The 21679-nt window shown below is 56.2% G+C and carries 16 protein-coding genes and 9 pseudogenes; 11 read left to right on the top strand and 14 right to left on the bottom strand.

Going from position 1 to position 21679, the window contains the following annotated elements; all coding sequences use genetic code 11:
- The 5 genes and pseudogenes from ACQY4M_RS15120 to ACQY4M_RS15100 all read right to left on the bottom strand — a co-directional run.
- Positions 1-424: pseudogene (locus tag ACQY4M_RS15120) on the bottom strand (hypothetical protein); the annotation flags it as partial.
- Between the two features lie 2 nt (positions 425-426).
- Positions 427-1098 carry an IS1595 family transposase gene (locus ACQY4M_RS15115; RefSeq protein ID WP_428544854.1) on the bottom strand — a complete coding sequence of 224 codons (672 nt, stop codon included), beginning with the start codon at positions 1096-1098 and terminating at the stop codon, positions 427-429.
- Positions 1099-1317: 219 nt separating this feature from the next.
- Positions 1318-2361 (bottom strand): IS5 family transposase, encoded by a 1044-nt coding sequence (locus tag ACQY4M_RS15110; RefSeq protein ID WP_428539227.1) that lies wholly within the window; start codon positions 2359-2361, stop codon positions 1318-1320.
- A gap of 44 nt (positions 2362-2405) precedes the next feature.
- Positions 2406-2807: a hypothetical protein gene (locus ACQY4M_RS15105; RefSeq protein ID WP_428545767.1), complete on the bottom strand. Its 402-nt coding sequence runs from the start codon at positions 2805-2807 to the stop codon at positions 2406-2408.
- Between the two features lie 23 nt (positions 2808-2830).
- Positions 2831-3190 (bottom strand): hypothetical protein, encoded by a 360-nt coding sequence (locus tag ACQY4M_RS15100; RefSeq protein ID WP_428545764.1) that lies wholly within the window; start codon positions 3188-3190, stop codon positions 2831-2833.
- A gap of 256 nt (positions 3191-3446) precedes the next feature.
- Between ACQY4M_RS15100 and ACQY4M_RS15095 the strand changes: the two are divergent.
- The 5 genes and pseudogenes from ACQY4M_RS15095 to cls all read left to right on the top strand — a co-directional run bounded on the left by ACQY4M_RS15095 (position 3447) and on the right by cls (position 9581).
- Positions 3447-4135: pseudogene (locus tag ACQY4M_RS15095) on the top strand (transposase).
- Positions 4136-4549: 414 nt separating this feature from the next.
- Positions 4550-6022: a Do family serine endopeptidase gene (locus tag ACQY4M_RS15090; protein ID WP_428545761.1), complete on the top strand. Its 1473-nt coding sequence runs from the start codon at positions 4550-4552 to the stop codon at positions 6020-6022.
- A 54-nt stretch (positions 6023-6076) separates the two neighbouring features.
- The gene (locus ACQY4M_RS15085; RefSeq protein ID WP_428545758.1) at positions 6077-6751 is read left to right on the top strand and encodes a response regulator transcription factor; all 675 of its coding nucleotides are present in this window, start codon (positions 6077-6079) and stop codon (positions 6749-6751) included.
- Positions 6748-8115 (top strand): sensor histidine kinase, encoded by a 1368-nt coding sequence (locus tag ACQY4M_RS15080; protein ID WP_428545755.1) that lies wholly within the window; start codon positions 6748-6750, stop codon positions 8113-8115. The genes ACQY4M_RS15085 and ACQY4M_RS15080 overlap by 4 nt, the downstream gene beginning before the upstream one ends.
- Before the next feature lie 38 nt (positions 8116-8153).
- A complete protein-coding gene (gene cls, locus ACQY4M_RS15075) occupies positions 8154-9581 on the top strand; it encodes a cardiolipin synthase (protein ID WP_428545752.1) in 1428 nt (475 codons plus the stop codon).
- Positions 9582-9625: 44 nt separating this feature from the next.
- Here the strand turns inward: cls and ACQY4M_RS15070 are convergent, their stop codons facing one another.
- The 3 genes and pseudogenes from ACQY4M_RS15070 to ACQY4M_RS15060 form a co-directional block, all read right to left on the bottom strand.
- The gene (locus ACQY4M_RS15070) at positions 9626-10903 is read right to left on the bottom strand and encodes a glycosyltransferase family 2 protein (protein WP_428545749.1); all 1278 of its coding nucleotides are present in this window, start codon (positions 10901-10903) and stop codon (positions 9626-9628) included.
- Positions 10903-11550, bottom strand: a pseudogene (locus tag ACQY4M_RS15065) (cephalosporin hydroxylase family protein); the annotation flags it as partial. The pseudogene ACQY4M_RS15065 and the gene ACQY4M_RS15070, both read right to left, overlap by 1 nt.
- Positions 11551-11572: 22 nt before the next feature.
- The gene (locus ACQY4M_RS15060) at positions 11573-12238 is read right to left on the bottom strand and encodes an IS1595 family transposase (protein WP_428545746.1); all 666 of its coding nucleotides are present in this window, start codon (positions 12236-12238) and stop codon (positions 11573-11575) included.
- 35 nt (positions 12239-12273) lie between these two features.
- Between ACQY4M_RS15060 and ACQY4M_RS15055 the strand changes: the two genes are divergently transcribed.
- A complete protein-coding gene (locus ACQY4M_RS15055; RefSeq protein WP_428539227.1) occupies positions 12274-13317 on the top strand; it encodes an IS5 family transposase in 1044 nt (347 codons plus the stop codon).
- A 151-nt stretch (positions 13318-13468) separates the two neighbouring features.
- Here the strand turns inward: ACQY4M_RS15055 and ACQY4M_RS15050 are convergent.
- The 3 pseudogenes from ACQY4M_RS15050 to ACQY4M_RS15040 form a co-directional block, all read right to left on the bottom strand.
- Positions 13469-13741, bottom strand: a pseudogene (locus ACQY4M_RS15050) (integrase core domain-containing protein); the annotation flags it as partial.
- Between the two features lie 5 nt (positions 13742-13746).
- Positions 13747-14145 (bottom strand): annotated as a pseudogene (gene tnpA, locus ACQY4M_RS15045) (IS200/IS605 family transposase); the annotation flags it as partial.
- Positions 14146-14303: 158 nt separating this feature from the next.
- Positions 14304-15058: pseudogene (locus ACQY4M_RS15040) on the bottom strand (IS5 family transposase).
- 84 nt (positions 15059-15142) lie between these two features.
- Here ACQY4M_RS15040 and ACQY4M_RS15035 point away from each other — a divergent pair.
- Positions 15143-15340, top strand: a pseudogene (locus tag ACQY4M_RS15035) (IS1595 family transposase); the annotation flags it as partial.
- Between the two features lie 126 nt (positions 15341-15466).
- Here ACQY4M_RS15035 and ACQY4M_RS15030 read toward each other — a convergent pair.
- On the bottom strand, positions 15467-16285 hold the full coding sequence (locus ACQY4M_RS15030; protein WP_428545743.1) for an alpha/beta fold hydrolase: 819 nt from the start codon (positions 16283-16285) through the stop codon (positions 15467-15469).
- Positions 16286-16568: 283 nt separating this feature from the next.
- Here ACQY4M_RS15030 and ACQY4M_RS15025 point away from each other — a divergent pair.
- The 3 genes and pseudogenes from ACQY4M_RS15025 to ACQY4M_RS15015 form a co-directional block, all read left to right on the top strand.
- Positions 16569-17350: pseudogene (locus tag ACQY4M_RS15025) on the top strand (IS3 family transposase); the annotation flags it as partial.
- Positions 17351-17428: 78 nt separating this feature from the next.
- A complete protein-coding gene (locus ACQY4M_RS15020; protein WP_428539221.1) occupies positions 17429-18472 on the top strand; it encodes an IS5 family transposase in 1044 nt (347 codons plus the stop codon).
- A 105-nt stretch (positions 18473-18577) separates the two neighbouring features.
- Positions 18578-18931 (top strand): annotated as a pseudogene (locus ACQY4M_RS15015) (transposase); the annotation flags it as partial.
- A 58-nt stretch (positions 18932-18989) separates the two neighbouring features.
- Here ACQY4M_RS15015 and istB read toward each other — a convergent pair.
- Together istB and ACQY4M_RS15005 are read right to left on the bottom strand one after the other, a co-directional pair.
- Complete coding sequence (gene istB, locus ACQY4M_RS15010; RefSeq protein ID WP_428545740.1) at positions 18990-19682, bottom strand: IS21-like element helper ATPase IstB; 693 nt, start codon at positions 19680-19682, stop codon at positions 18990-18992.
- On the bottom strand, positions 19679-20353 hold the full coding sequence (locus tag ACQY4M_RS15005; RefSeq protein WP_428545737.1) for a Mu transposase domain-containing protein: 675 nt from the start codon (positions 20351-20353) through the stop codon (positions 19679-19681). The genes istB and ACQY4M_RS15005 overlap by 4 nt, the downstream gene beginning before the upstream one ends.
- Between ACQY4M_RS15005 and ACQY4M_RS15000 the strand changes: the two genes are divergently transcribed.
- On the top strand, positions 20332-21558 hold the full coding sequence (locus tag ACQY4M_RS15000) for an IS256 family transposase (RefSeq protein ID WP_428545769.1): 1227 nt from the start codon (positions 20332-20334) through the stop codon (positions 21556-21558). The genes ACQY4M_RS15005 and ACQY4M_RS15000 overlap by 22 nt on opposite strands.
- The last annotated feature ends 121 nt before the right edge of the window (positions 21559-21679 follow it).

The raw sequence follows: 21679 nt of genomic DNA, 5'->3' as shown, positions 1-21679 counted from the left end.
CGAGGGTTAGACTCTCCAGATTACCAAGGCCGGATAGCGGTGAAAGGTCATCGTACTGCCCAGCCCCGAGGCTTAACTGTTTCAAATTGCTAAGATTGGACAACGCTGAAAGGTTTTGAACCTCGTTGGCGCTAAGGGATAAGTTCCGCAACTTTCTCAGACCAGATAACGATGAGATATCATTGATTCCTGTGTAACCCAGATTCAAATCCTGCAGCAAAGTCAGCTTCTCGATTTCACGGGGCAAGGTGCGTAGGTTTTTCAGATGGCTAAGGTCTAATTCGGTTCCCCCGGCTTCCAGCACTTCTGCAATGATCTGTTCGGCCTTGTTGAAATCGGCAATTTCCGCGTCATCTTGCGCTGATGCCCCGCCGGAAATCATGCATAGGAATATGAAGATAGCCGCAATTAAATTTAGGGTCATGCCTAGCTGAGCGGGTTTTCTCTGAGGTAGCTTAGCAGTATCTTGTACTTGTTCAAGTTGCGATGATTATAGCGCCATTCTGTTTCCTTGAGATGCAAATGGAAGGTGTGTTTGGGAAGGCCCTTGAACTTGGCAAGGCGTAGTTTGGCCAATCCCCAGAAGCCTTCGATGCCGTTGATGTGCAAGCGGCCACGCGCGAATTCATCCTTGGAATGGTCGACACGGAAGTGCCCGTATCCCAAATCCACCAAACCGTTATAGCCGCGCCAGCCGTCTGTGTTGATCACGGATGCCGGATCAACCCGACCGCGGATAATCCCTTGCAGGGTTGGCTTTGAGCAGTCCGGTACGATCTCGGTGTAGACCTTTCCGTCACGCTCGAAGACGCCAAACACGGTCGTCTTCCCATAAGCCCCGCGTCCGCGCTTGCCTTTCACACGTCGCGCGCCAAAGAAGCTTTCGTCCACTTCTATGATGCCGAACATCGGACGCTGTGCCTCGCAGGCCAAAAGGATACGCTCGCGCAAAGCGCGGTAAAACCGATTGACGGTATTGCGGTTGAGACCCGAGAGCTGGGTAGCCTGGGTGGCCGTCAGATCAGCGGCAAAATACCGAACAATCTCGCGGATTTTCTTCTCTGAAACGCGGGAACCGTGTGCGTATCTATTCTTCATGCCTTTTCATAGCCTTATGACAATTTATTGTCACTCAGCTAGGCATAACCCTAAATTTAATACCTTAAGGGAACCTCTGTAAATTCCCGTTTTCGCCTTCTTCGCGGCGGGGTGGACGGTTTTTCGCCTGTCCCGCCTGATTGCTTCGGATCATAAACCCATTTTCACCGGTTTCAAGCCGGTTTTGGGTATTTCAGGCACACCTCACCCCATGAACCCTTATCCCGGCGCCGCCAGGCCGCATTCGAACTGGACGAAGCGCTTCATGTTGTAGACCAGGTTCATCATCCCGATGCGAAATCGCGCCCGCTTCAGGCCGATGGAGCGGATCAGCTTGCCGCCCATGGAGCGCTCCTGAAAAGCGAATACATGCTCGACCCGGACCCGCACTTTCGAGCGCCTCCGGTTGGCCTTTTGCTGGCGCTCGCCAAGCGGCTTGCCGCGCCTGCCCTTGTGATGGATATGGCTGTGAAGCCCCCGCTCTTCCAGCTCGCTTTCGATCTTTTGCGAGCGATAGGCGCTGTCGGCCCACAGGTCCGATGAGGTGTTGCTCGCATCAATCAGACCGGCAAGCGCCTGGCTGTCATGCACGGCGGCATCGGTGACATCATAAGCGCGGATGAATTTGTGCCGCCGGTCGACATTGATGTGGTTCTTGTAGCCGTAATAGCTCTTGCCGTGCTTCTTCGTCCAGCGCGCATCCACGTCCTTCTGGCGCTTCTTGTGGGGTTTTTCCTCCCACTCTTCAGGCGTTTCGCCCGCCTTGATTTTCTCGTTCTCGTCCCTTTTGTTGTGCTGGCGCGGCGCCGGAACGATGCTCGCATCAACAATCTGCCCGCCCATCGCCAGATAGCCCTTTTCGCGCAGAAAGGCATCGAACTTGTCAAACAGCTCCTTCATCTTCCCGGCCCCGGCCAGCCTTTCACGGTAGGCCCAGATGGTCTTGGCGTCAGGTACGCTGTCTTCAATGCCAAGGCCGAGAAACCGCATGAACGACAGGCGGTCGCGGATCTGATACTCGATCTGATCGTCAGAGAGGTTGTAGAGCTGCTGCAAAACCATCGTCTTGAATATCAGCACCTCATCCCAAGGCGGGCGGCCAGCGTTGGATTTGCGCTGTTCGGGCGGCGTGCGCCATATGGCCTTCAGCTCGTCCCGGTAATCCTCGAACGGCACCATGTCGTTGAGCAACACCAGCGGATCACCAGATTTGTCCAGTCCCGCGTATCGGCTGGAAAGATCAAAAAATCCCATCTGACCCATGACAAAACCCCGTCGGTCGAATCATTTTCATCCTGATGACGATTCTACCCCGTCAGGCCGGATTTTGGGGGATTTTTAGAGGTTCCCGTATAGTTTGTGCCGTCGAAATCCAGCAACTCACCGCTAAACGTGGTGCCATCGCCCGATTTCAGAACGACTGTCCCGTCATCCGCCGCAACCGCGGGTTCCGCGCCCGGACAGGCAGCCCCCTCGCAACTGACCAGATCGCGGTTAACTTTCATTTCACCAACAACGGTTTTGATGACGTAGAACGAGTCATCAGCGCTAAGCAATTCACCTTTGACAGATATATTCTTGTCCGGCGATTGCAGTGTAACCATATTGTCTTGGGCCGTCGCGGCAGGCGCCAGCAAAGCCAAAGTTGCCCCAAAGGTCATTGCTATTAATTTGCTATACTTTTTCATCATACTCTCACGTTTTTTCATCGAGATTCCCCATTGCCATCAAGCTATTGCGGGATAATCCCGGTAATCCCCTCAACAAAAAAGAACATTGTCAGAAGTTCACTGTCGCTTGCTGTTTCACCAGCAGCCAGCCAACCACTTCCGTCCTGTTTGCGGATCGGTCCGGTGAAGGGATGCAAGCGCCCTTCTTTGATCTTGGCGATTGCGTCGTTGGCTTGGGCCTGCACGCGCAAAGGTATCAGGTCGGAATACGGCCCGATTTCCAACATGCCCGAGGCAAGGCCACCCCAGGTGTCATGGCTTTCCCATTTACCATCCAGCAGGGCCTGAATCCGTTCGATATAATAAGGCGCCCAATGGTCGATCGAGGATGTCAGGCTGGCATCGGGACCATAGGCTTTCATATCGGAATCCTGCCCGAACGAAAACGCCCCAGTTCCTGCGCAACCACCATCGGTTCGATTGTATTGGTATTTTGCATCAACACATCTGCACCATTCGCAATCAAATCGCGTGCAGCCTGTGCTTCCAGTTCGTGGTTTTCCCAAGTGTTCAGCCAGAGGTAGTGTCGCGAGTTTGGTGGAAATTCGAGGACGGCGTAATCTCCGGGTGCATCGAAGCCACCCAACCGGCGGCTGGAACCGCCAAGGAGATCACGCCATGACAAAGAATACAGCAACATCGACATCCGCGCTACTGGCCAATGAAGCAGGCTATGACCCGATTGAAGACCGGCTGCGCCAGAACATCCGCGCGACGATCGAGGCGGTTTTCGAAGAGGAGCTGGAGCAGTTTCTGGGCCGTTGCCGGTATGGCCGCAGCGGCGGGGCAAAGGCCGGATACCGCCACGGGCATCGCGAGCGGCAACTGGTCGGAACATTTGGAACCGAAACGGTGCGCGTGCCGCGTGCACGGTGCACAAGCACCGCAACCTTCTGGCCAAGGCACCCAAGCGTATGCATGATGAGTTGACAGAAGATTACCGCGACATGATCTACGCCAAAACACCCGAGGAAATCGCCACCCGCCGCAAGGCATTTCTGCGAAAATGGCGGCTGAAATGCAAGGCCGTCGCTGACAGCTTGGAAGAAGCAGGAGATAAGCTTTTCACCTTCACGCGTCTGCCACAAGGCCAGTGGAAATCGGCCAGAACGACAAATGCGATCGAACGCCTGAACGAGGAATTCCGCCGCCGCATCAAGACCCAGACCGTGCTGCCATGCGCCGAGACCGTGCCGATGCTGCTTTGGGCTCTGATGGCCTCGGGGCAGATCGTCATGCGAAAGGTCGATGGCTGGGAAACGCTCGCTCAGCCCGTCGCCGACGCAACCCTTGACCAAGCCGCCTGACCGGCGCATAACTCAACCCGCTCGGAGGTGCCTGAAATCAATTTCCACCACTTTCGAGACACAACCGCCTAGGCCAGAAAAATAAGTGTGATTCATCGTTTTACTCTTTTACTGCATTCGTGAAACGCCGCACCGAATTGGGCAACATTCACGTTGTTTCACAATCATTGAGCGCCACCGCGATACAAACTTGAGGTTGTGTGGCAAAAATAAGGCAGATCCTGCCGATCGAAACGATGAAATTTTCGCTCTTAAGCTCAAAATACATGAGGAAAGATCGTGATTTCGGCCAGATTCTGATCAACCTGTCCTATTTCTTTGGCAAAATGAAGCTTTTGTAATGTTAGCGTCATACGCTCTCCATCCTGCGCGATCATATCCATGAGCAAGAAGCATTCATGGAAGGAACGAACAATGAGAGAGTCACGCAAACGTAACAGCATGCGCCGCATTTTGCTTGGCACCACCGCCGCCGCGATTGGTGCTGTCGGTCTGATGATGCCGATGCAAGGCACGGCACAGACCGCAACTGTAGCACCGGTTGCCTGGACGCAACCGGCCAATCTGGCTGATCTGATCGAAGTTGTCAGCCCCGCTGTGGTCAAGATCACAGCCACACACAGTGGTAAATCGGCCGAAAACATCCCGCAAAACATGCTGCCCGACAATTTGCCCGAAGGTCAGATGGGTGAACTGTTCAAACGGTTCTTTGACGAGCAACAGGGCGGCCCCAAACAATTCCGCAACACGCAGCCTATGCAGGCGCTGGGGTCCGGCTTTGTGGTTGATGAAGACGGTATCATCGTCACCAACAACCACGTTGTCGAAGGTGCGGATAAACTGAGCGTGACCCTGAAAGATGGCCGTGAATTCGAGGCCACCCTGCTGGGAACCGATCCGAAAACAGATTTGGCCGTTCTGAAAATCGACGCGGACGGCAAACTTCCGACCGTTGGTTGGGGCAATTCAGACAAACTGCGTGTTGGTGATCCGGTCTTTGCCGTTGGTGCCCCGTTTGGCCTGACCGGCAGTGTAACCTCGGGTATCGTTTCGGCGCGTGGCCGTGATATCGGCGCTGGTCCCTATGACGATTTCATTCAGGTTGACGCCCCGATCAACAAAGGCAACTCTGGTGGTCCGCTGTTTGATGCCCAAGGGAATGTCGTTGGTGTGAACACCGCCATCTATTCCCCTACAGGCGGCAGTGTCGGCATCGGCTTTTCAATCCCTGCCGAACTGGCAAAATCCATCGTTTCGGATATTGTGGCGAACGGTCAGGTGGAACGGGGCTGGCTGGGTGTCAGCATTCAAAATGTCACCAATGATATTGCCCAAAGCCTGGGTCTGGACAAAACCAAAGGCGTGATCGTCGATAGCGTACAGGACAACAGCCCCGCCAAAGAGGCCGGTGTGAAAAGCGGTGATGTGATCATCGGTTTTGGCGATACAGAAATCGGTGATGTTGGCGATCTGACGCTGGCCGTTGCTGATGCTGAAATCGGCAAGAATACCGAAATGAAGGTATATCGTGGCGGCAAAACCGTTGTTCTGGAACCCAAAATTGCCAAACTAAAAACCGATGTGGTGGCAAATATTCCACAAGCACAGACGCAGGAAATGAATTTTGGCGCCCTTGGTCTGGCATTGCAATCCGAGGGGGACAGCGTGGTGATTACCTCGGTTGACCCTGATAGTGGTGCGGCCGAGGCCGGATTGCGGGAAGGCGATATCGTGGTTTCGGTAAACCAGAAACTGATCAGCAGCCTGCCAGATATTGACAGCGCTGTGGAGCAGGCCAAAGAAGCCGGGCGCCCCTCGGTTCTGGCGCAAATCGAACGTGATGGGAACCGCCGCTTTGTTGCCATTCCCTTCTCGGAAAAAGGGTAACATAATTCGGGGCCGGATATGGTTTCCGGCCCCGAATTCCCCTATATACCAAACATGCGTATTTTAATCATCGAAGATGACACCAGCACAGCCCGCTATCTGGAAAAAGGGCTGGGCGAGGCAGGTCATTCAACCACTTGGGTAAAAACCGGTGTCGAGGGCCTGTCCCATGCTTTGGAAGGCCCCTATGACGTTATTATACTGGACCGGATGTTGCCTGAACTGGACGGTATTTCCATTCTGAAAACCATGCGGTCAAACAACGTGCAAACGCCGGTGCTGTTGCTGTCCGCCCTTGGCCAAACCGACCACCGCGTCGAAGGCCTGCGCGCGGGTGCGGATGACTATTTGACCAAACCGTTCGTGTTTTCCGAACTTCTGGCCCGTCTCGAGGCCATCTTACGCCGCAGCAATCCGGCAACGCAGGATGAAACCACCCTGAAGGTGCAGGATCTGACGCTGGATCTGATGACACGCACCGCCACCCGTGGCACCCGCCAGATCGAACTACAGCCGCGCGAATTCCAGATACTGGAATATCTGATGCGCACCGCCGGGCGGATCGTTACCCGCACGATGCTGCTGGAAAACGTCTGGGATTACCATTTCGATCCGCAAACCAACGTGATTGACGTTCATATCAGCCGTTTGCGCAAGAAAATCGACGCCCCTGGCGAAACACCCCTGATCCAAACGGTGCGCGGCGCCGGTTACCGGATGGTAAAATGACCACCCTGCCCCACAGTGGCAAAAGCGCCATCCGGCGCCTGTTTGCCCTGCATATCTTTGCCTCGCTGCTGGCGTCTGCTGTGGTGTTGGGGGCCGTTTATATCGGCACGATGCGCCTGCTGGAAAACCAGACCGCACAGGCGGTGGATGCAGAATTGAACGGGCTGGTGCGGGATTATATCGAAGGCGGACAATTTGCGCTGCGCTCGGCCATCGCCGATCGCTCGACCTCTCGTTCAAGCGCGGATTCACTATATTTGTATGCCACTGCCGATGGTCACCCGATTGCAGGCAACCTGTCCAGCTGGCCCGATGTGCCGATGGATGGCACATGGCAAACCATCCGCCTGATGCGCACCGATATTGATAAGAACGTTCTGGTCGGCCTGCGGGCCATCGCCCTGCCCGGCGGCGCGCGTCTGATGGTCGGGCGGGATTTGCGCAGCCAGCGGGAATTTCGCGATATTCTGAAGTATGCCTCATGGGCCTTGCTGGGCTCGTTTCTGGTGTTTGGATCACTGGGCGGTCTGTTCGTGTCACGCTCGATCCTGAAACGGGTTGGCGAAATCCAGCAGGCCGCCACCGAAACCGCCCGCGGGGATCTGTCCCGCCGTGTGCCGTTGCGGGGTACAGGCGATGAATTCGACCGGCTGGCCGAAGCCCTGAACGACATGCTGTCCAAAAACGAAACGCTGGTGACCGAATTACAAATGGTCACCGACAGCCTGTCACACGACCTGCGCACGCCGCTGGCCCGCTTGCGCAACACGCTGGAAACCGCGCTGGCAAATCCGGATGCCGACAATTCCGACATGATTGCCGAAGCCCTGTCCGAGGCCGATTATGTCCATCAGGTTTTCACCGACCTGCTGGACATTGCCCGCATCGATGCCAATCTGGCCCAGTCCCAGATCGAGCCGCTGGACCTGTCAAAAATCATCAGGGATACGGTTGAGCTTTATACACCGCTGGCCGAGGAAAAAGACCAGAGCCTGAACGCGCGGATCACCGATAATGTGATGATCGAGGGGCATAAACAGTTCCTTGCCCGTGCCATATCCAACCTGTTGGACAATGCCGTCAAATTCACCCCGACCGGCGGAGAAATTAACGTGTCCCTGACCGAACATGAAGACACAATCGTCCTAACCATCGCCGACACAGGCCCGGGTATAAGCGCCGAGGACTGGCCCAAAGCCCTGCAACGCATGGGGCGGCTTGAACGTGAACGCGGCAGTCCGGGGGCCGGGCTGGGGCTTAGTCTGGTGGCCAAAGTGGCTGCGCTGCATGGAACCGAAGTGCAACGACAAGAGACCGGAAAAGGACTGACAATTTCTATCCCCTTTGCGCGCTTTACAGGTTAGGCTGGCCCTAAAACAGCAATCCTTCGCATCGGGGCCGCATGTACACACTTTTCCTTCACTCCCTTGTGGTAACGGCGTTTACCTTTCGGCTTCTGGCGCGTGACGGGCTGCTTCCTTCGACCCGCATGGCATGGTTTATGGTCATCCTGACCCTGCCCTTTGTCGGCTCGGCGCTTTATTTCCTGTTTGGCGAGGTTGATCTGGGCCATAAGGCAAACCAGCAACAACGGCGCATCTTTGCCATCATCCACAATTATGCACACAAGGTGATTGCCCCGGCCGGCAACATGGAAACGCTGATCAAACCACGGTTCCAGCCCGCGTTCAAATATACCCGCTCGATCAATGGTTTTGCCCCGCGCGATGGCAACAGGGCCGAATTGATGGCCGATGCCCAAACGGCCCGAACACGGCTGATCGAGGACATAGATGCCGCCACCGATACGGTGCATATCCTCTATTATATCTGGCTGGATGACACCACAGGGACAAACACAGCCAAGGCGCTGATCCGTGCGGCCAAACGCGGAGTGACCTGCCGTGCGATGGTGGACGGGCTTGGATCGCGTGCCTTTGTCAAATCCCCAACGTGGAAAGAGATGGCCGAGGCCGGCGTGCAACTGGCCATTACCCTGCCAATTGACCGCCCGATCCGCACCATCCTGACCAGCCGTCTGGACCTTCGCAATCACCGCAAAATCACCGTGATTGACGGCAAAATCACCTATTGCGGCAGCCAGAATTGCGCCGATCCGGAATTCAGGGTCAAGCCGAAATACGCGCCCTGGGTCGATATTGTTTTACGGATGGAAGGGCCGATCGTTGCCCAGAACCAGATGCTGTTTGCCAGCGACTGGTTAAAGGAAAACGATACCCCGATCGAGGCATTCCAGATTGAAACCCAGCCTGTCCAAAACGGCTTTGTTGCACAGGCATTGGGGGATGGACCAACAGAACGCCTGCGGGCCTCGCCGCAGTTGTTTGTCACCTTGATCGAAACGGCGCGGTCGGAACTGGTAATCACCACCCCCTATTTTGTCCCCGACCCGACCGTGATCGAAGCCCTGTGCGCCGCGGCCTATCGCGAAGTCAAAGTCACATTGATTGTGCCCAAGAATAACGACTCGTGGATCGTGGCCGCTGCCAGCCGCAGTTTCTATCGCAAACTGCTCGAGGCGGGCGCCTGCATCTATGAATACCGCGACGGGCTGCTGCACGCCAAAACCCTGACCATTGACGGACAAGTCGTTTTCATGGGGTCATCCAACATGGACATTCGCAGTTTTGATTTGAATTACGAAAACGACATTCTGGTTCAGGACCGCAAGATCACACAAGCGGTCTGCGACCGCCAGAACGACTATATTTCCTGTTCGGACAGCGTCACGCTTGCAGATGTCGAAGGGTGGTCGGTTCAACAGCGGATCTGGCATAATGTCGTCGCGACAATGGGACCTGTGCTGTAGCTATTTTCAAGGCTGAAAGAATCCATCCACACCTCCTCGCCTGTCTATGGCCCAAGCTGCCGAAGCTTTTTGCGGATGCGTAATATTCCCCGAATTGCCCCCGGGGGATGCAAGGCTTTTTGCAGATCATCGTTCCCGACCAGATCGTCTACAAACTGCGCGGCTTTGACAATGTCGGCCATATGGTCGCCGCCCGAAATGGTGGTTTTGGAAATACGATGAGTTAATGCCTGCCCTGCTTTGGCCATATCCGACTGTGCCTGTGGTGCCAGGCTGTTAGGGGCACTTTTCTGGCGTTCAGGCGCAGCCGTGGCCAATTCCAGATCACCCAGTAGCCTTTTGGCACCTTCCATACAGGGTGTTACCATTTCCGGTGCGAAACCGGACAACTCGCTGGTAACGACCTTTTCCCAACGTTTATGATTGATCGCAAAGGGCACACCCTGCATTTTGCAGGCCAGTTCCAGCGCGGCCAGCAGGTGCAGCTGGATGCTCATACATTCATCGGGCACATGGCTTCGGTATGGGTCGTTTTTTGCCTCGCGGATGTATTTTTTCATGTCGCTGTCTTTGCCCGAATCCCCTTTTGTCGCCATCCGGACCGCACTGTCGCCGGTCGAGCGTGGTGAAGCACCGGGAAGCGATATTGGTCTATCGATTTTCAGGATATCACGGTCAGAAGCCAACAGATTGGCAACCGAGGTATAGACATCGGGCATCGAGCACCAGAAATAGGTGCCCTGACTGGCCGTTTTCACCTTGTCGATCAGCCGTCGGGAAATGCAGCCGTGGTATATGCCCGCCCCGTCGGAATAGTCGCGATGCGTGCCCTGAAAAAACTTTTCCAGCAGGGCCTTGTGATTGATTTGCGAAACCATGCCCGACAGTTTCATATAACGGATCACCAGATGGCCTGGGATCTGTTCAATATCATTAGGCCATTTGAAGTTCAGCTTGCGCCATTTGACAACATCCGGATCATGGGCCGCAATCAGGGCATGCAACAGGCGCAAACCGTTGGGCAGGATACCGTCATCATCACCGATGAACATCACATGACTACCCGTGCTATGTGTCAGCCCGTCCTCGAAATTCTGCCGCATCGACACCCGTTCGGTTTGGCGAAAATTGGTGATTATCGGGCTGTTGAACCCTGCGATCACAGACTGGGTTTCGTCACTGCTGGCATTGTCCGCAATGATGATTTCCACCGGACATTCGGCCCCCTCAGCAGCGATCAGCACGCTTTGCAGGCACCCCTTCAGATAGGCCGCCCGCGAACGGGTGGGAATGACGATGGAAATCTTCACCTTGTCCGTCATCAGGCAATCCGCTTAAGATACCCGTTCGGTGCAACCGAGATCAGAAGCTTGTTGTCGATGGCCTTGTCAATCTCGAATTCAGGGTGGGTTTTCAGATATTCATGCACTGCGGTTTTGGGGTTGTCCCCCGGTCCCCATGTCCGGTGCGGGTAGGCATCGGCGGGCATGTCCTCGATCAATGTGTCGAACACCACGCAATAGCTGCCAACAGAAGTCAGTGGCGCATAGGCCTTCAGCTCGGCCAGAACATGGTCGTGGGTGTGGTTGCTGTCCAGACAGACCAGCACACGATCAAAGCCCGCTGCCACTTTGTGCACCTGTTCAATCACCCCGTCCTCAATACTGGAGCCTTCAATCATGTCGATGCGCGAATACATCGGATGCGCCTCGATTGCGGTGCGGTTGTGGGCGCGGATATCAATATCGATGCCCAGCACCTTGCGACGCGATTTGGCGGGGTCGATTGTTGTGCCCGCTTCGATCGCGTCGGTCATGTCCAGCATGGCCAGCATCGAGGCACTGAAGATCAGCGAACCGCCATGTGCAATACCTGTTTCGATGATTAGATCGGGTTTGACCGACCAGATCAGTTCCTGCATCGCCATGATGTCCTGCGGATACTGGATGATCGGCCGTCCCATCCAGAAGAAATTATATGAAGGGTCATGCCTAGCTGAGCGGGTTTTCTCTGAGGTAGCTTAGCAGTATCTTGTACTTGTTCAAGTTGCGATGATTATAGCGCCATTCTGTTTCCTTGAGATGCAAATGGAAGGTGTGTTTGGGAAGGCCCTTGAACTTGGCAAGGCGTAGTTTGGCCAATCCCCAGAAGCCTTCGATGCCGTTGATGTGCACGCGGCCACGCGCGAATTCATCCTTGGAATGGTCGACACGGAAGTGCCCGTATCCCAAATCCACCAAACCGTTATAGCCGCGCCAGCCGTCTGTGTTGATCACGGATGCCGGATCAACCCGACCGCGGATAATCCCTTGCAGGGTTGGCTTTGAGCAGTCCGGTACGATCTCGGTGTAGACCTTTCCGTCACGCTCGAAGACGCCAAACACGGTCGTCTTCCCATAAGCCCCGCGTCCGCGCTTGCCTTTCACACGTCGCGCGCCAAAGAAGCTTTCGTCCACTTCTATGATGCCGAACATCGGACGCTGTGCCTCGCAGGCCAAAAGGATACGCTCGCGCAAAGCGCGGTAAAACCGATTGACGGTATTGCGGTTGAGACCCGAGAGCTGGGTAGCCTGGGTGGCCGTCAGATCAGCGGCAAAATACCGAAGGGAACCTCTAAAAATCCCCCAAAATCCGGCCTGACGGGGTAGAATCGTCATCAGGATGAAAATGATTCGACCGACGGGGTTTTGTCATGGGTCAGATGGGATTTTTTGATCTTTCCAGCCGATACGCGGGACTGGACAAATCTGGTGATCCGCTGGTGTTGCTCAACGACATGGTGCCGTTCGAGGATTACCGGGACGAGCTGAAGGCCATATGGCGCACGCCGCCCGAACAGCGCAAATCCAACGCTGGCCGCCCGCCTTGGGATGAGGTGCTGATATTCAAGACGATGGTTTTGCAGCAGCTCTACAACCTCTCTGACGATCAGATCGAGTATCAGATCCGCGACCGCCTGTCGTTCATGCGGTTTCTCGGCCTTGGCATTGAAGACAGCGTACCTGACGCCAAGACCATCTGGGCCTACCGTGAAAGGCTGGCCGGGGCCGGGAAGATGAAGGAGCTGTTTGACAAGTTCGATGCCTTTCTGCGCGAAAAGGGCTATCTGGCGATGGGCGGGCAGATTGTTGATGCGAGCATCGTTCCGGCGCCGCGCCAGCACAACAAAAGGGACGAGAACGAGAAAATCAAGGCGGGCGAAACGCCTGAAGAGTGGGAGGAAAAACCCCACAAGAAGCGCCAGAAGGACGTGGATGCGCGCTGGACGAAGAAGCACGGCAAGAGCTATTACGGCTACAAGAACCACATCAATGTCGACCGGCGGCACAAATTCATCCGCGCTTATGATGTCACCGATGCCGCCGTGCATGACAGCCAGGCGCTTGCCGGTCTGATTGATGCGAGCAACACCTCATCGGACCTGTGGGCCGACAGCGCCTATCGCTCGCAAAAGATCGAAAGCGAGCTGGAAGAGCGGGGGCTTCACAGCCATATCCATCACAAGGGCAGGCGCGGCAAGCCGCTTGGCGAGCGCCAGCAAAAGGCCAACCGGAGGCGCTCGAAAGTGCGGGTCCGGGTCGAGCATGTATTCGCTTTTCAGGAGCGCTCCATGGGCGGCAAGCTGATCCGCTCCATCGGCCTGAAGCGGGCGCGATTTCGCATCGGGATGATGAACCTGGTCTACAACATGAAGCGCTTCGTCCAGTTCGAATGCGGCCTGGCGGCGCCGGGATAAGGGTTCATGGGGTGAGGTGTGCCTGAAATACCCAAAACCGGCTTGAAACCGGTGAAAATGGGTTTATGATCCGAAGCAATCAGGCGGGACAGGCGAAAAACCGTCCACCCCGCCGCGAAGAAGGCGAAAACGGGAATTTACAGAGGTTCCCTTAAGCTACTTTATCAAGGTTGTTCATGTTTGTATAGAACGCCTCCTCTGCTTCTTGCGGCGTGACATATCCGATGGCGCTGTGCAGGCGTTCGGAGTTGTACCAGTTGACCCATTTCAGGGTTTCCCATTCAACCTGTCCCACGGTTTTCCATGGCCCCATAAAGTTGATGATTTCGGTTTTAAACAGGCCGATTGTGCTTTCGGCCAACGCGTTGTCATATGAATCGCCAACGCTGCCGACGGAAGGGTCGATCCCGGCCTCTGCCAGTCGGTAGCATCGCGTTTGGAATGTAATTCCAGATACTGAAGTATGATATCGTCGGTGACATTTCCGGACGTGGTCGAGAAGTACCCTCGCGCCCAGAACCGCCTGCCCCAGTAGCGCTTGCGCAGCTCGGGGAACTCCATCTGGATGCGGCGTGACGACCGCCCCTTGATCCGTTGCATCACCGTCGAGATCGCCAGATGCGGCGGGACCGACAGGAACATATGCACGTGGTCACGCGCCAGAACGCCTTTAACGATATGTACGCCCATTTCAGCGCAGGCCTGGCGGATGATTTCACGAACCCGCTCGCGCATTGGCCCCTGCAGAACCTTGTAACGGTATTTTGTTACCCACACGACGTGAAACCTGTGGTAAAATCGCGTGTGCGCGGATGATGAATAGCGCATGATCTCCCCTCCTGAAATCTGAAACCATACTGCCTCAGCGGGTTTCAGATTTCAGGAGGGGAGATCAGCAACAGATTCGCTGAAGCGGACCGGATGCAAGCCGGTGGTTTATCTCCAATAGATGGAAAATAGGTCCTGACCCTAGGGTCGAGACTCAATCAAGTCCACCACAGGATAAAGGCAGCGATAGCGACGGCTGACAGGAAGTTTTGAGCCAGTTTGTCATAGCGGGTGGCAATGCGGCGGAAATCCTTGAGGCGGCAGAAGGCGCGTTCGATCAGGTTGCGAGCGCGATAAGCCTGCACATCATGGGGGATGGGGCGTTTTCGGGATCGGGTGGAGGGGATGACGGCCTCTGTTCCGGCCCGCGCAAGAGTTGCGCGCAGGCTGTTTGCATCATAGCCCCGGTCGCCGAGCAGGCGGCGTGGTGCGGGCATGGTTGCCAGCAGAGCAGGGGCAGCCGAGATGTCGGCAATGTTTCCGGGGGTCAGACTGAACGCGGCAATGCGCCCGTAACCATCTGTCAACGCGTGTATTTTCGTCGTGGGCCCGCCACGCGAGCGCCCGATGCAGTGAATCTTCGCCCCCCTTTTCCGCCATGCGCCGAGCGATGCGCCCGAACGGCAGTGGAATCGATACTCAGTTCGTGTGGGATTTCCGCCTGTCCGACCAACTCCGCGAAAATCTTCTGCCACAGTCCACGCCGGCTCCAGCGGTTGAACCGGTTGTAGATGGTCGTCGGCGGGCCGTATTCGCGCGGGCAGTCCTTCCAGCGACAGCCCGACTTCAGAACATGGATGATCCCGCTGATCACCCGTCGGTCATCTTTCCTGCGCGCGCCCGGTTGATTGTGCGGCAACAGCGGTTTGATCGCCGCCCACGCTTGATCCGAGAGCCAAAACCCTTCCGTCATCATCCACCTCCGGCTCGTTTTCCCGCAGTGAATCAGACACATATCGCAAAATCAACAGGTTGATTGGGTTTTAACCCTAGGCTCTTTGCAGACCGTCACAACCACATCAATGGCATCGAGAATTTCTGGAGCTAGGCCAAGCGCCTCATGCGCCGATTTAACGGTGTCCCCAAGGCCCAATTTGGGCTATATTTGAAGGAATGCGAGTGGCGTTTCAACAACAGTGACCCTTCAGCTCAGTTATTGCAGCTAAAACAATGGGTTAAACGTCACTTGAAGTAGTTATCTGGGTCAGTCCCAAAGAATATTCCAGCGCCCGACCTATCTGACAGCCAAGAAAGCCACAGCGAAGCTCTCAGATAAACCCATTTGTCAGATCAGGTGTGGAGTTTTACACAACCAGATGTGTTAAGACCGGCTGACATCTTTTACAAACCCAGCCAAAAGCCTGTTAAAGGTATCGGCCTGTTCCCATTGGGGTATGTGGCCTGCTCCTTTGATTATCTGGACTTTTTGACGCCAAAGCGTGGGCATGTTTAATGTTGAAAAATAATCCCCGTTGACCAGCATTTCATCACTACCATGCATGATCGCCAGCGGCTTTGAAAGGTTGGCGACAATCTCGACCTCATCGGCATAACCGTCCGGTGCGATGCTGGCGGCCATTCCGGCGCGGGCATTGCCATCGGTTGCCTGTATGTCGTCAATAAACAATTCAGGCGCATTTGTCCCTTCGGCGAAAAACGCATCGGCAAACCCTTTGGCTTCTTCCGGCGACAATGTCGGATTGAAGGCCGCAGCCATGGCCGGATTGGGCAGAAAAGCCTCCTCCATGGCAGGAGGGAAGGCAAGCGGTGGCGTGCCAAAGATAACAAAACCGGCGGCATTGACAAGCTGGCTGCTTGCTTCGAGCACGGCATGACCTCCAAGGCTCCAACCGGCAAAGACAGCCTCATCCATGTTTAACGCACTGGCCACATCAACGATGACACGGGCATAGGCGGGAAAATTGTAGTCTTCCATATTTTCAAAGGGATCGCTGCCACCATGGCCAGGAAGGTCAATGGCCACCACACGAAAATTTTCGCCAAGCGATCCTTCGATCTGATTTTGAAAGCATTTTCCCGATGCGGAATTTCCGTGGATGAGCAGGATCGCCGGACCTGTGCCCGCACTTTCATAATAATTTATCTTGCCTATGCCGAGTTGTATTGATTTTGATTGCATATTTGTCTCCCTTTCATGGACCAAGTACTAGCGTCACAAGGCCCGATGTCAATGAGCATTTAAAACTGACCCGGTTTCGGCATTTAAATTTGCCCCCCCCTTTGTGGCGCAAAGCCCCCAGTCGGGCCGCCTTCATGTAGCGAGTCCGTCTGGGGGCTTTGCTTGCGGAACGGCTAGTTTTTTCTACGGCGTTTACTCTGGGCGAACCGGTATGAGGAGAGGTGGTCGCGGAAATTCGGACCAGTTGTTAAGGTGGATCGACTTATGAGAAAGACGATTCAAAATGACGAAACGAAAGAACCATTCTCCCGAATTCAAAGCCCGCGTTGCGCTTGAAGCAATCCGCGAGGAAATGACGATGGCGGAGCTGTCGAAGAAGTATGGTGTGCATCCAACCCAGATTGGCACATGGAAACGAGCAGCGATTGAAAACATGGCCACGGCATTTTCCAGACGGGGCCGTGATCCTGATCGGGTTGATGAAGCCCAGATTGAGAAGCTGCACTCCAAGATTGGTCAGCTGGTCGTGGAACGGGATTTTTTAGCCAACGCCTCGCAACAGTTGCTCGGGAAGCGAGGCAAAAAATGGTGAGCCGTGAGCATGATCTGAGTGTGCGACGACAATGCGGGCTACTTTCTCTGGCGCGCTCGAACCTGTATTACCAGCCAAAAGGCGAAAGTGCTGAAAATTTGCGGTTCATGACAATAATCGACAAGCAATTCTTGCAGACGCCGTGGTATGGATCACGGCAAATGGCCCGGCACATGCAGCGCCAAGGTTACAAGTGTGGTCGCCACAGGGTCCGCCGTTTGATGCGGCTGATGCGGTTGGTTCCGATCTACCAGACGCCCAACACGAGCAAGAAACATCCGCAGCATAAGATCTACCCGTATCTGCTGCGAGACCTGACGATTGATCGTCCAAACCATGTGTGGTGCGTAGATATCACCTACATTCCGATGCAGCGCGGGTTCCTCTATTTGGTCGCGATCATGGACTGGCACAGCCGCAAGGTTTTGAGCTGGAGATTGTCAAACAGCATGGAGGCAGATTTTTGCGTTGAAAAGACCTCTGCATAACATCGGGATTCCCCCGGGTTGGCCGTTTTGGTAAGCTAGCCGGGAAATCTCTGGGGTGAATAGATGGACCTTTTCCTGCACGAAGCGGCGGCACGGATCGGCGCGGATGACGTTCTGTCGAAGATCGACGCGCTGATGGATTGGAACTCGTTTTTGCCGATCCTGCGGCGCGGTCTGGGGCGCTCGGGGATCGGGCCTCAGGGCTATGATCCGCTGGTTCTGTTCAAGTGTCTTCTGGTTGGCCAGTGGCACGGGCTGAGCGACCCGAAGCTGGAGCGGGCCTTGAAGGTGCGGCTGGATTTCATGCTGTTCTGCGGGCTCGATCTGCACGCGTCGGTGCCGGATGAGACGACCCACTGCCGGTTCCGCAATGCGCTGGTCCGGGGTGGCGTTTACGATGAGCTGCTGGCCGAGGTCTGCCGCCAGATCGAGGCGCATGGGCTGAAGCTGAAAGAGGCTGAGGCGGCGATCATTGATGCGACCCTGATCGCGGCGGCGGCGCGCCCGCGCACCCATATCGACGCCCCGCAGGACCGGGCAGAGGACGGGGCAAGGGAAGGGACGCCGGATGATCCGCCCGAGGTCTCACCCGACGGGGCACAGCTGCATTTCAGCGCCGACCCTGATGCCCGCTGGGTCAAGAAGGGCCGCAAGAGCACGCTCGGCTACAAGGGCTTTGCCCGCTGCGACGAAGAGGGCTTTATCGACAAGGTGCACACCACGCCCGCCAATGCCGCCGAAAGCCCCGAATTCGCCACCATGATCGCGGGCGCAAAGGCGCAGCGGGTGCTGGCCGACAAGGCCTATGCGAGCAAGGCCAACCGCCAGATGCTGCGCGGCAAATACCGCGACGGCATCCTGCGCAAGGCAGCGCGCGGCCGCCCCCTGCGGCAATCGGAGAAACGCTTCAACCGGCTGATTTCGAAACGCCGCTTCCGCATCGAGCAGACTTTCGGCACGATGAAACGCCTCTTCGGCCTGCAGCGGGCGAGATATTTCGGGCGCGCCAGGGTGCATGCCCAGATGGTCATGGCCGCCATCGCGCAAAACCTGCTCAAGGCCGCAAACAGGATCACCCTCAACCCGCAAACCCCCGCAATCGCATAGCCCCAAACCCCGCCACCCGTCTGTCCGCCGGACCCGCAGGGGCGCAAGGTGGGCGGCCGAAATCTTGCTTCAACCGAAAGCCATGGCCTCATGCAGAGGTCTTTTGAAGCCCTGAAAGAGGCTATGGCCAAATACGGCAAGCCCGATATCATGAACAGCGACCAGGGCAGCCAGTTCACCGGGTTTGAATGGACGCAGGCGCTGAAAGAAGCCGACGTGAAAATCTCGATGGATGGCAAAGGTCGCTGGGTCGATAACCGGATGATCGAGCGGCTTTGGCGATCCTTGAAATACGAATGCATTTACCTCAACGCATTTGAAACGGGTTCGCAGACCCGCGCCGGGATCGGGAAATGGTTGGCTTACTACAACACCGAGCGCCCGCATTCCACCCACGGAATATTGACCCCGGATGAAGCCTATGACAGAAAAACAAAACCAATGAGTTTGGCAGCCTAAATGAAACCCTGATCCATCTTAAACTGGCTGCTGACTGGTCAAAAAAGTGGGACCACCTCTAGGTATTGCCGGTTTCGATGATGTTGCAGTGATGAGTGACGCGATCCAGAAGGGCGGTTGTCATCTTGGCATCCCCGAAGACCGAGACCCATTCACCGAACTCAAGGTTGGTTGTGATGATGATGCTGGTCTTCTCGTAGAGCTTGCTGATCAGATGGAAGAGCAACGCGCCACCGGATTTGGGAAACGGGATGTAGCCCAGCTCGTCGATGATGACGCAGTCCAAAGCCGAGAGCTGCCGGATGATCTTCCCTGCATTGCCGTCGGCCTGTTCCTTGATCAGGGCGTTGATCAGATCGACGGCGTTGAAGAAGCGCGCCTTCTTGCCGTTGTTGATCAGCGTCGTTCCCAGCGCGATGGCGATGTGGGTTTTGCCCGTGCCGGTTCCGCCCACCAGGATGAGGTTATGGGCCTCCTCTGTGAACTGGCCGGTGCAGAATGGTTCGATCTGGGCCTGGGTGAGGGCGGCGGCGCTGTAATCGAAGGTGGCGAAGTCCTTGTGATGGGGGAACTTCGCAACCCTCATTTGATACTGGATGGAGCGCACCCGGCGCTCTACAGTCTCGGCGTCGATCAGTTGCCTTATCGCTGTGGTCAGACTTGGCGGCTTGCGCGCGGACAGCAGATCATGGGCGCAAGCTGCCATTCCATGCAACCTGAGGGCTGTCAGTTGGTCGATCAAGGCATTCATACGGCAACCTCCTCAGCCGAGCACAGGGTCTCATAGCGTTTGCAATCGGCTTCGGGCCGCAAGGTCAGCTGCGGATAAGCGCAGGCATCGCTGAGCGGTGTGATGACCGGTTCCACCAACTGGTTGATCAGATTGATGATGGCGGGCAGCCGCAGGGTGTTTTGTGCCACCGCCAGATTGCAGGCCGTCTCGACCACCTCGATCCCGTGATCCTGTGCCAGCAGGAGCAGGTCGACGAACTCCCGATCCCCGCCTTTACCAGCCATGTAATGTTCCCTGATCCGATGCATGGCCTCGGGCAGTTCCCAGCCCACAAAGGGGGCGCCATTGCGCAGGGCACCAGGCTTGCGGTCCAGCAGGGGAACGTAATGCCAGGGCTCGAAATAGCTGATATTGCGGGTAAAATGACGCCTGTGCTCGGCAATCACATCCTGACCGGAGACCACCACGATCCGGCCGGCATAGGCGCGTAGCGACACATGATGCCCGCCAAAGCGGGAGGGCACGCTGTAGCGATTGCTGGCATATTGAACCAGGCAGGTGGAGCGGAGGTAGTGTCGCGAGTTTGGTGGAAATTCGAGGACGGCGTAATCTCCGGGTGCATCGAAGCCACCCAACCAGCGGCTGGAACCGCCAAGGAGATCACGCCATGACAAAGAATACAGCAACATCGACATCCGCGCTACTGGCCAATGAAGCAGGCTATGACCCGATTGAAGACCGGCTGCGCCAGAACATCCGCGCGACGATCGAGGCGGTTTTCGAAGAGGAGCTGGAGCAGTTTCTGGGCCGTTGCCGGTATGGCCGCAGCGGCGGGGCAAAGGCCGGATACCGCCACGGGCATCGCGAGCGGCAACTGGCCGGAACATTTGGAACCGAAACGGTGCGCGTGCCGCGTGCGCGGATCACAGGCGAGGCCGGCAAGGCCAGAGAATGGCGCTCGAAGGCATTGCCCCGCTACCAGCGGCTGACGAAGAAGGCCGAGGCGCTGATCGCTGCTGTCTACCTTTCGGGCACCAACACACGGCGGGTAAAACGCGCCCTGTTCGGCCTGTTTCAGGGGGCGGTCAGCAAGGATGTGGTGAGCCGCGCCTGGCGCAAGGTGAAGGTGGACTGGCAGGCGTGGTGCGCCCGCAGCCTTGCGGATGAAGACATCGTGCGGCTGATCCTGGACGGCACCGTGATCAAAACGCGGATTGACAGGAAGGCCACCAATATCTCGGTTCTGGCCGCGATTGGCGTGCGCCGGGATGGGCAGAAGGTCTTGTTATCACTGATGAACATGGGCGGCGAAAGCACCTCCGCCTGGCGTCAGTTCATCAACGATCTGGATGCGCGCGGGTTGAAACGGCCCGAATTTGTCATCGTGGACGGGGCACCGGGACTTGAGGTCGCTCTCATTGCCCTCTGGGGTGAAGATCTGCCGATCCAGAGGTGCACGGTGCACAAGCACCGCAACCTTCTGGCCAAGGCACCCAAGCGTATGCATGATGAGTTGACAGAAGATTACCGCGACATGATCTACGCCAAAACACCCGAGGAAATCGCCACCCGCCGCAAGGCATTTCTGCGAAAATGGCGGCTGAAATGCAAGGCCGTCGCTGACAGCTTGGAAGAAGCAGGAGATAAGCTTTTCACCTTCACGCGTCTGCCACAAGGCCAGTGGAAATCGGCCAGAACGACAAATGCGATCGAACGCCTGAACGAGGAATTCCGCCGCCGCATCAAGACCCAGACCGTGCTGCCATGCGCCGAGACCGTGCCGATGCTGCTTTGGGCTCTGATGGCCTCGGGGCAGATCGTCATGCGAAAGGTCGATGGCTGGGAAACGCTCGCTCAGCCCGTCGCCGACGCAACCCTTGACCAAGCCGCCTGACCGGCGCATAACTCAACCCGCTCGGAGGTGCCTGAAATCAATTTCCACCACTTTCGAGACACAACCATGGCAATAGCCTACCAGTGCTGACAATATATCTTTACTGAGCGTGTAAACCAAT

Source organism: Profundibacter sp., from assembly GCF_965277155.1.
Taxonomy (GTDB): domain Bacteria; phylum Pseudomonadota; class Alphaproteobacteria; order Rhodobacterales; family Rhodobacteraceae; genus Profundibacter.
Note: the sequence above shows the minus strand (reverse complement) of the source record. Positions and strands in the feature narration are given on the sequence as shown.

What these genes read in the sequence shown, in the direction of transcription:
- ACQY4M_RS15085 (WP_428545758.1), top strand. Translation starts at nt 6,077, where the DNA reads ATGCGTATTTTAATCATCGAAGATGACACCAGCACAGCCCGCTATCTG.
- ACQY4M_RS15100 (WP_428545764.1), bottom strand. Translation starts at nt 3,190, where the DNA reads ATGAAAGCCTATGGTCCCGATGCCAGCCTGACATCCTCGATCGACCAT.
- ACQY4M_RS15020 (WP_428539221.1), top strand. Translation starts at nt 17,429, where the DNA reads ATGGACCTTTTCCTGCACGAAGCGGCGGCACGGATCGGCGCGGATGAC.
- istB (WP_428545740.1), bottom strand. Translation starts at nt 19,682, where the DNA reads ATGAATGCCTTGATCGACCAACTGACAGCCCTCAGGTTGCATGGAATG.
- ACQY4M_RS15110 (WP_428539227.1), bottom strand. Translation starts at nt 2,361, where the DNA reads ATGGGTCAGATGGGATTTTTTGATCTTTCCAGCCGATACGCGGGACTG.
- ACQY4M_RS15115 (WP_428544854.1), bottom strand. Translation starts at nt 1,098, where the DNA reads ATGAAGAATAGATACGCACACGGTTCCCGCGTTTCAGAGAAGAAAATC.
- ACQY4M_RS15080 (WP_428545755.1), top strand. Translation starts at nt 6,748, where the DNA reads ATGACCACCCTGCCCCACAGTGGCAAAAGCGCCATCCGGCGCCTGTTT.
- ACQY4M_RS15055 (WP_428539227.1), top strand. Translation starts at nt 12,274, where the DNA reads ATGGGTCAGATGGGATTTTTTGATCTTTCCAGCCGATACGCGGGACTG.
- ACQY4M_RS15030 (WP_428545743.1), bottom strand. Translation starts at nt 16,285, where the DNA reads ATGCAATCAAAATCAATACAACTCGGCATAGGCAAGATAAATTATTAT.
- ACQY4M_RS15005 (WP_428545737.1), bottom strand. Translation starts at nt 20,353, where the DNA reads ATGTTGCTGTATTCTTTGTCATGGCGTGATCTCCTTGGCGGTTCCAGC.
- ACQY4M_RS15060 (WP_428545746.1), bottom strand. Translation starts at nt 12,238, where the DNA reads ATGACGATTCTACCCCGTCAGGCCGGATTTTGGGGGATTTTTAGAGGT.
- ACQY4M_RS15070 (WP_428545749.1), bottom strand. Translation starts at nt 10,903, where the DNA reads ATGACGGACAAGGTGAAGATTTCCATCGTCATTCCCACCCGTTCGCGG.
- ACQY4M_RS15090 (WP_428545761.1), top strand. Translation starts at nt 4,550, where the DNA reads ATGAGAGAGTCACGCAAACGTAACAGCATGCGCCGCATTTTGCTTGGC.
- ACQY4M_RS15000 (WP_428545769.1), top strand. Translation starts at nt 20,332, where the DNA reads ATGACAAAGAATACAGCAACATCGACATCCGCGCTACTGGCCAATGAA.
- ACQY4M_RS15105 (WP_428545767.1), bottom strand. Translation starts at nt 2,807, where the DNA reads ATGAAAAAACGTGAGAGTATGATGAAAAAGTATAGCAAATTAATAGCA.
- cls (WP_428545752.1), top strand. Translation starts at nt 8,154, where the DNA reads ATGTACACACTTTTCCTTCACTCCCTTGTGGTAACGGCGTTTACCTTT.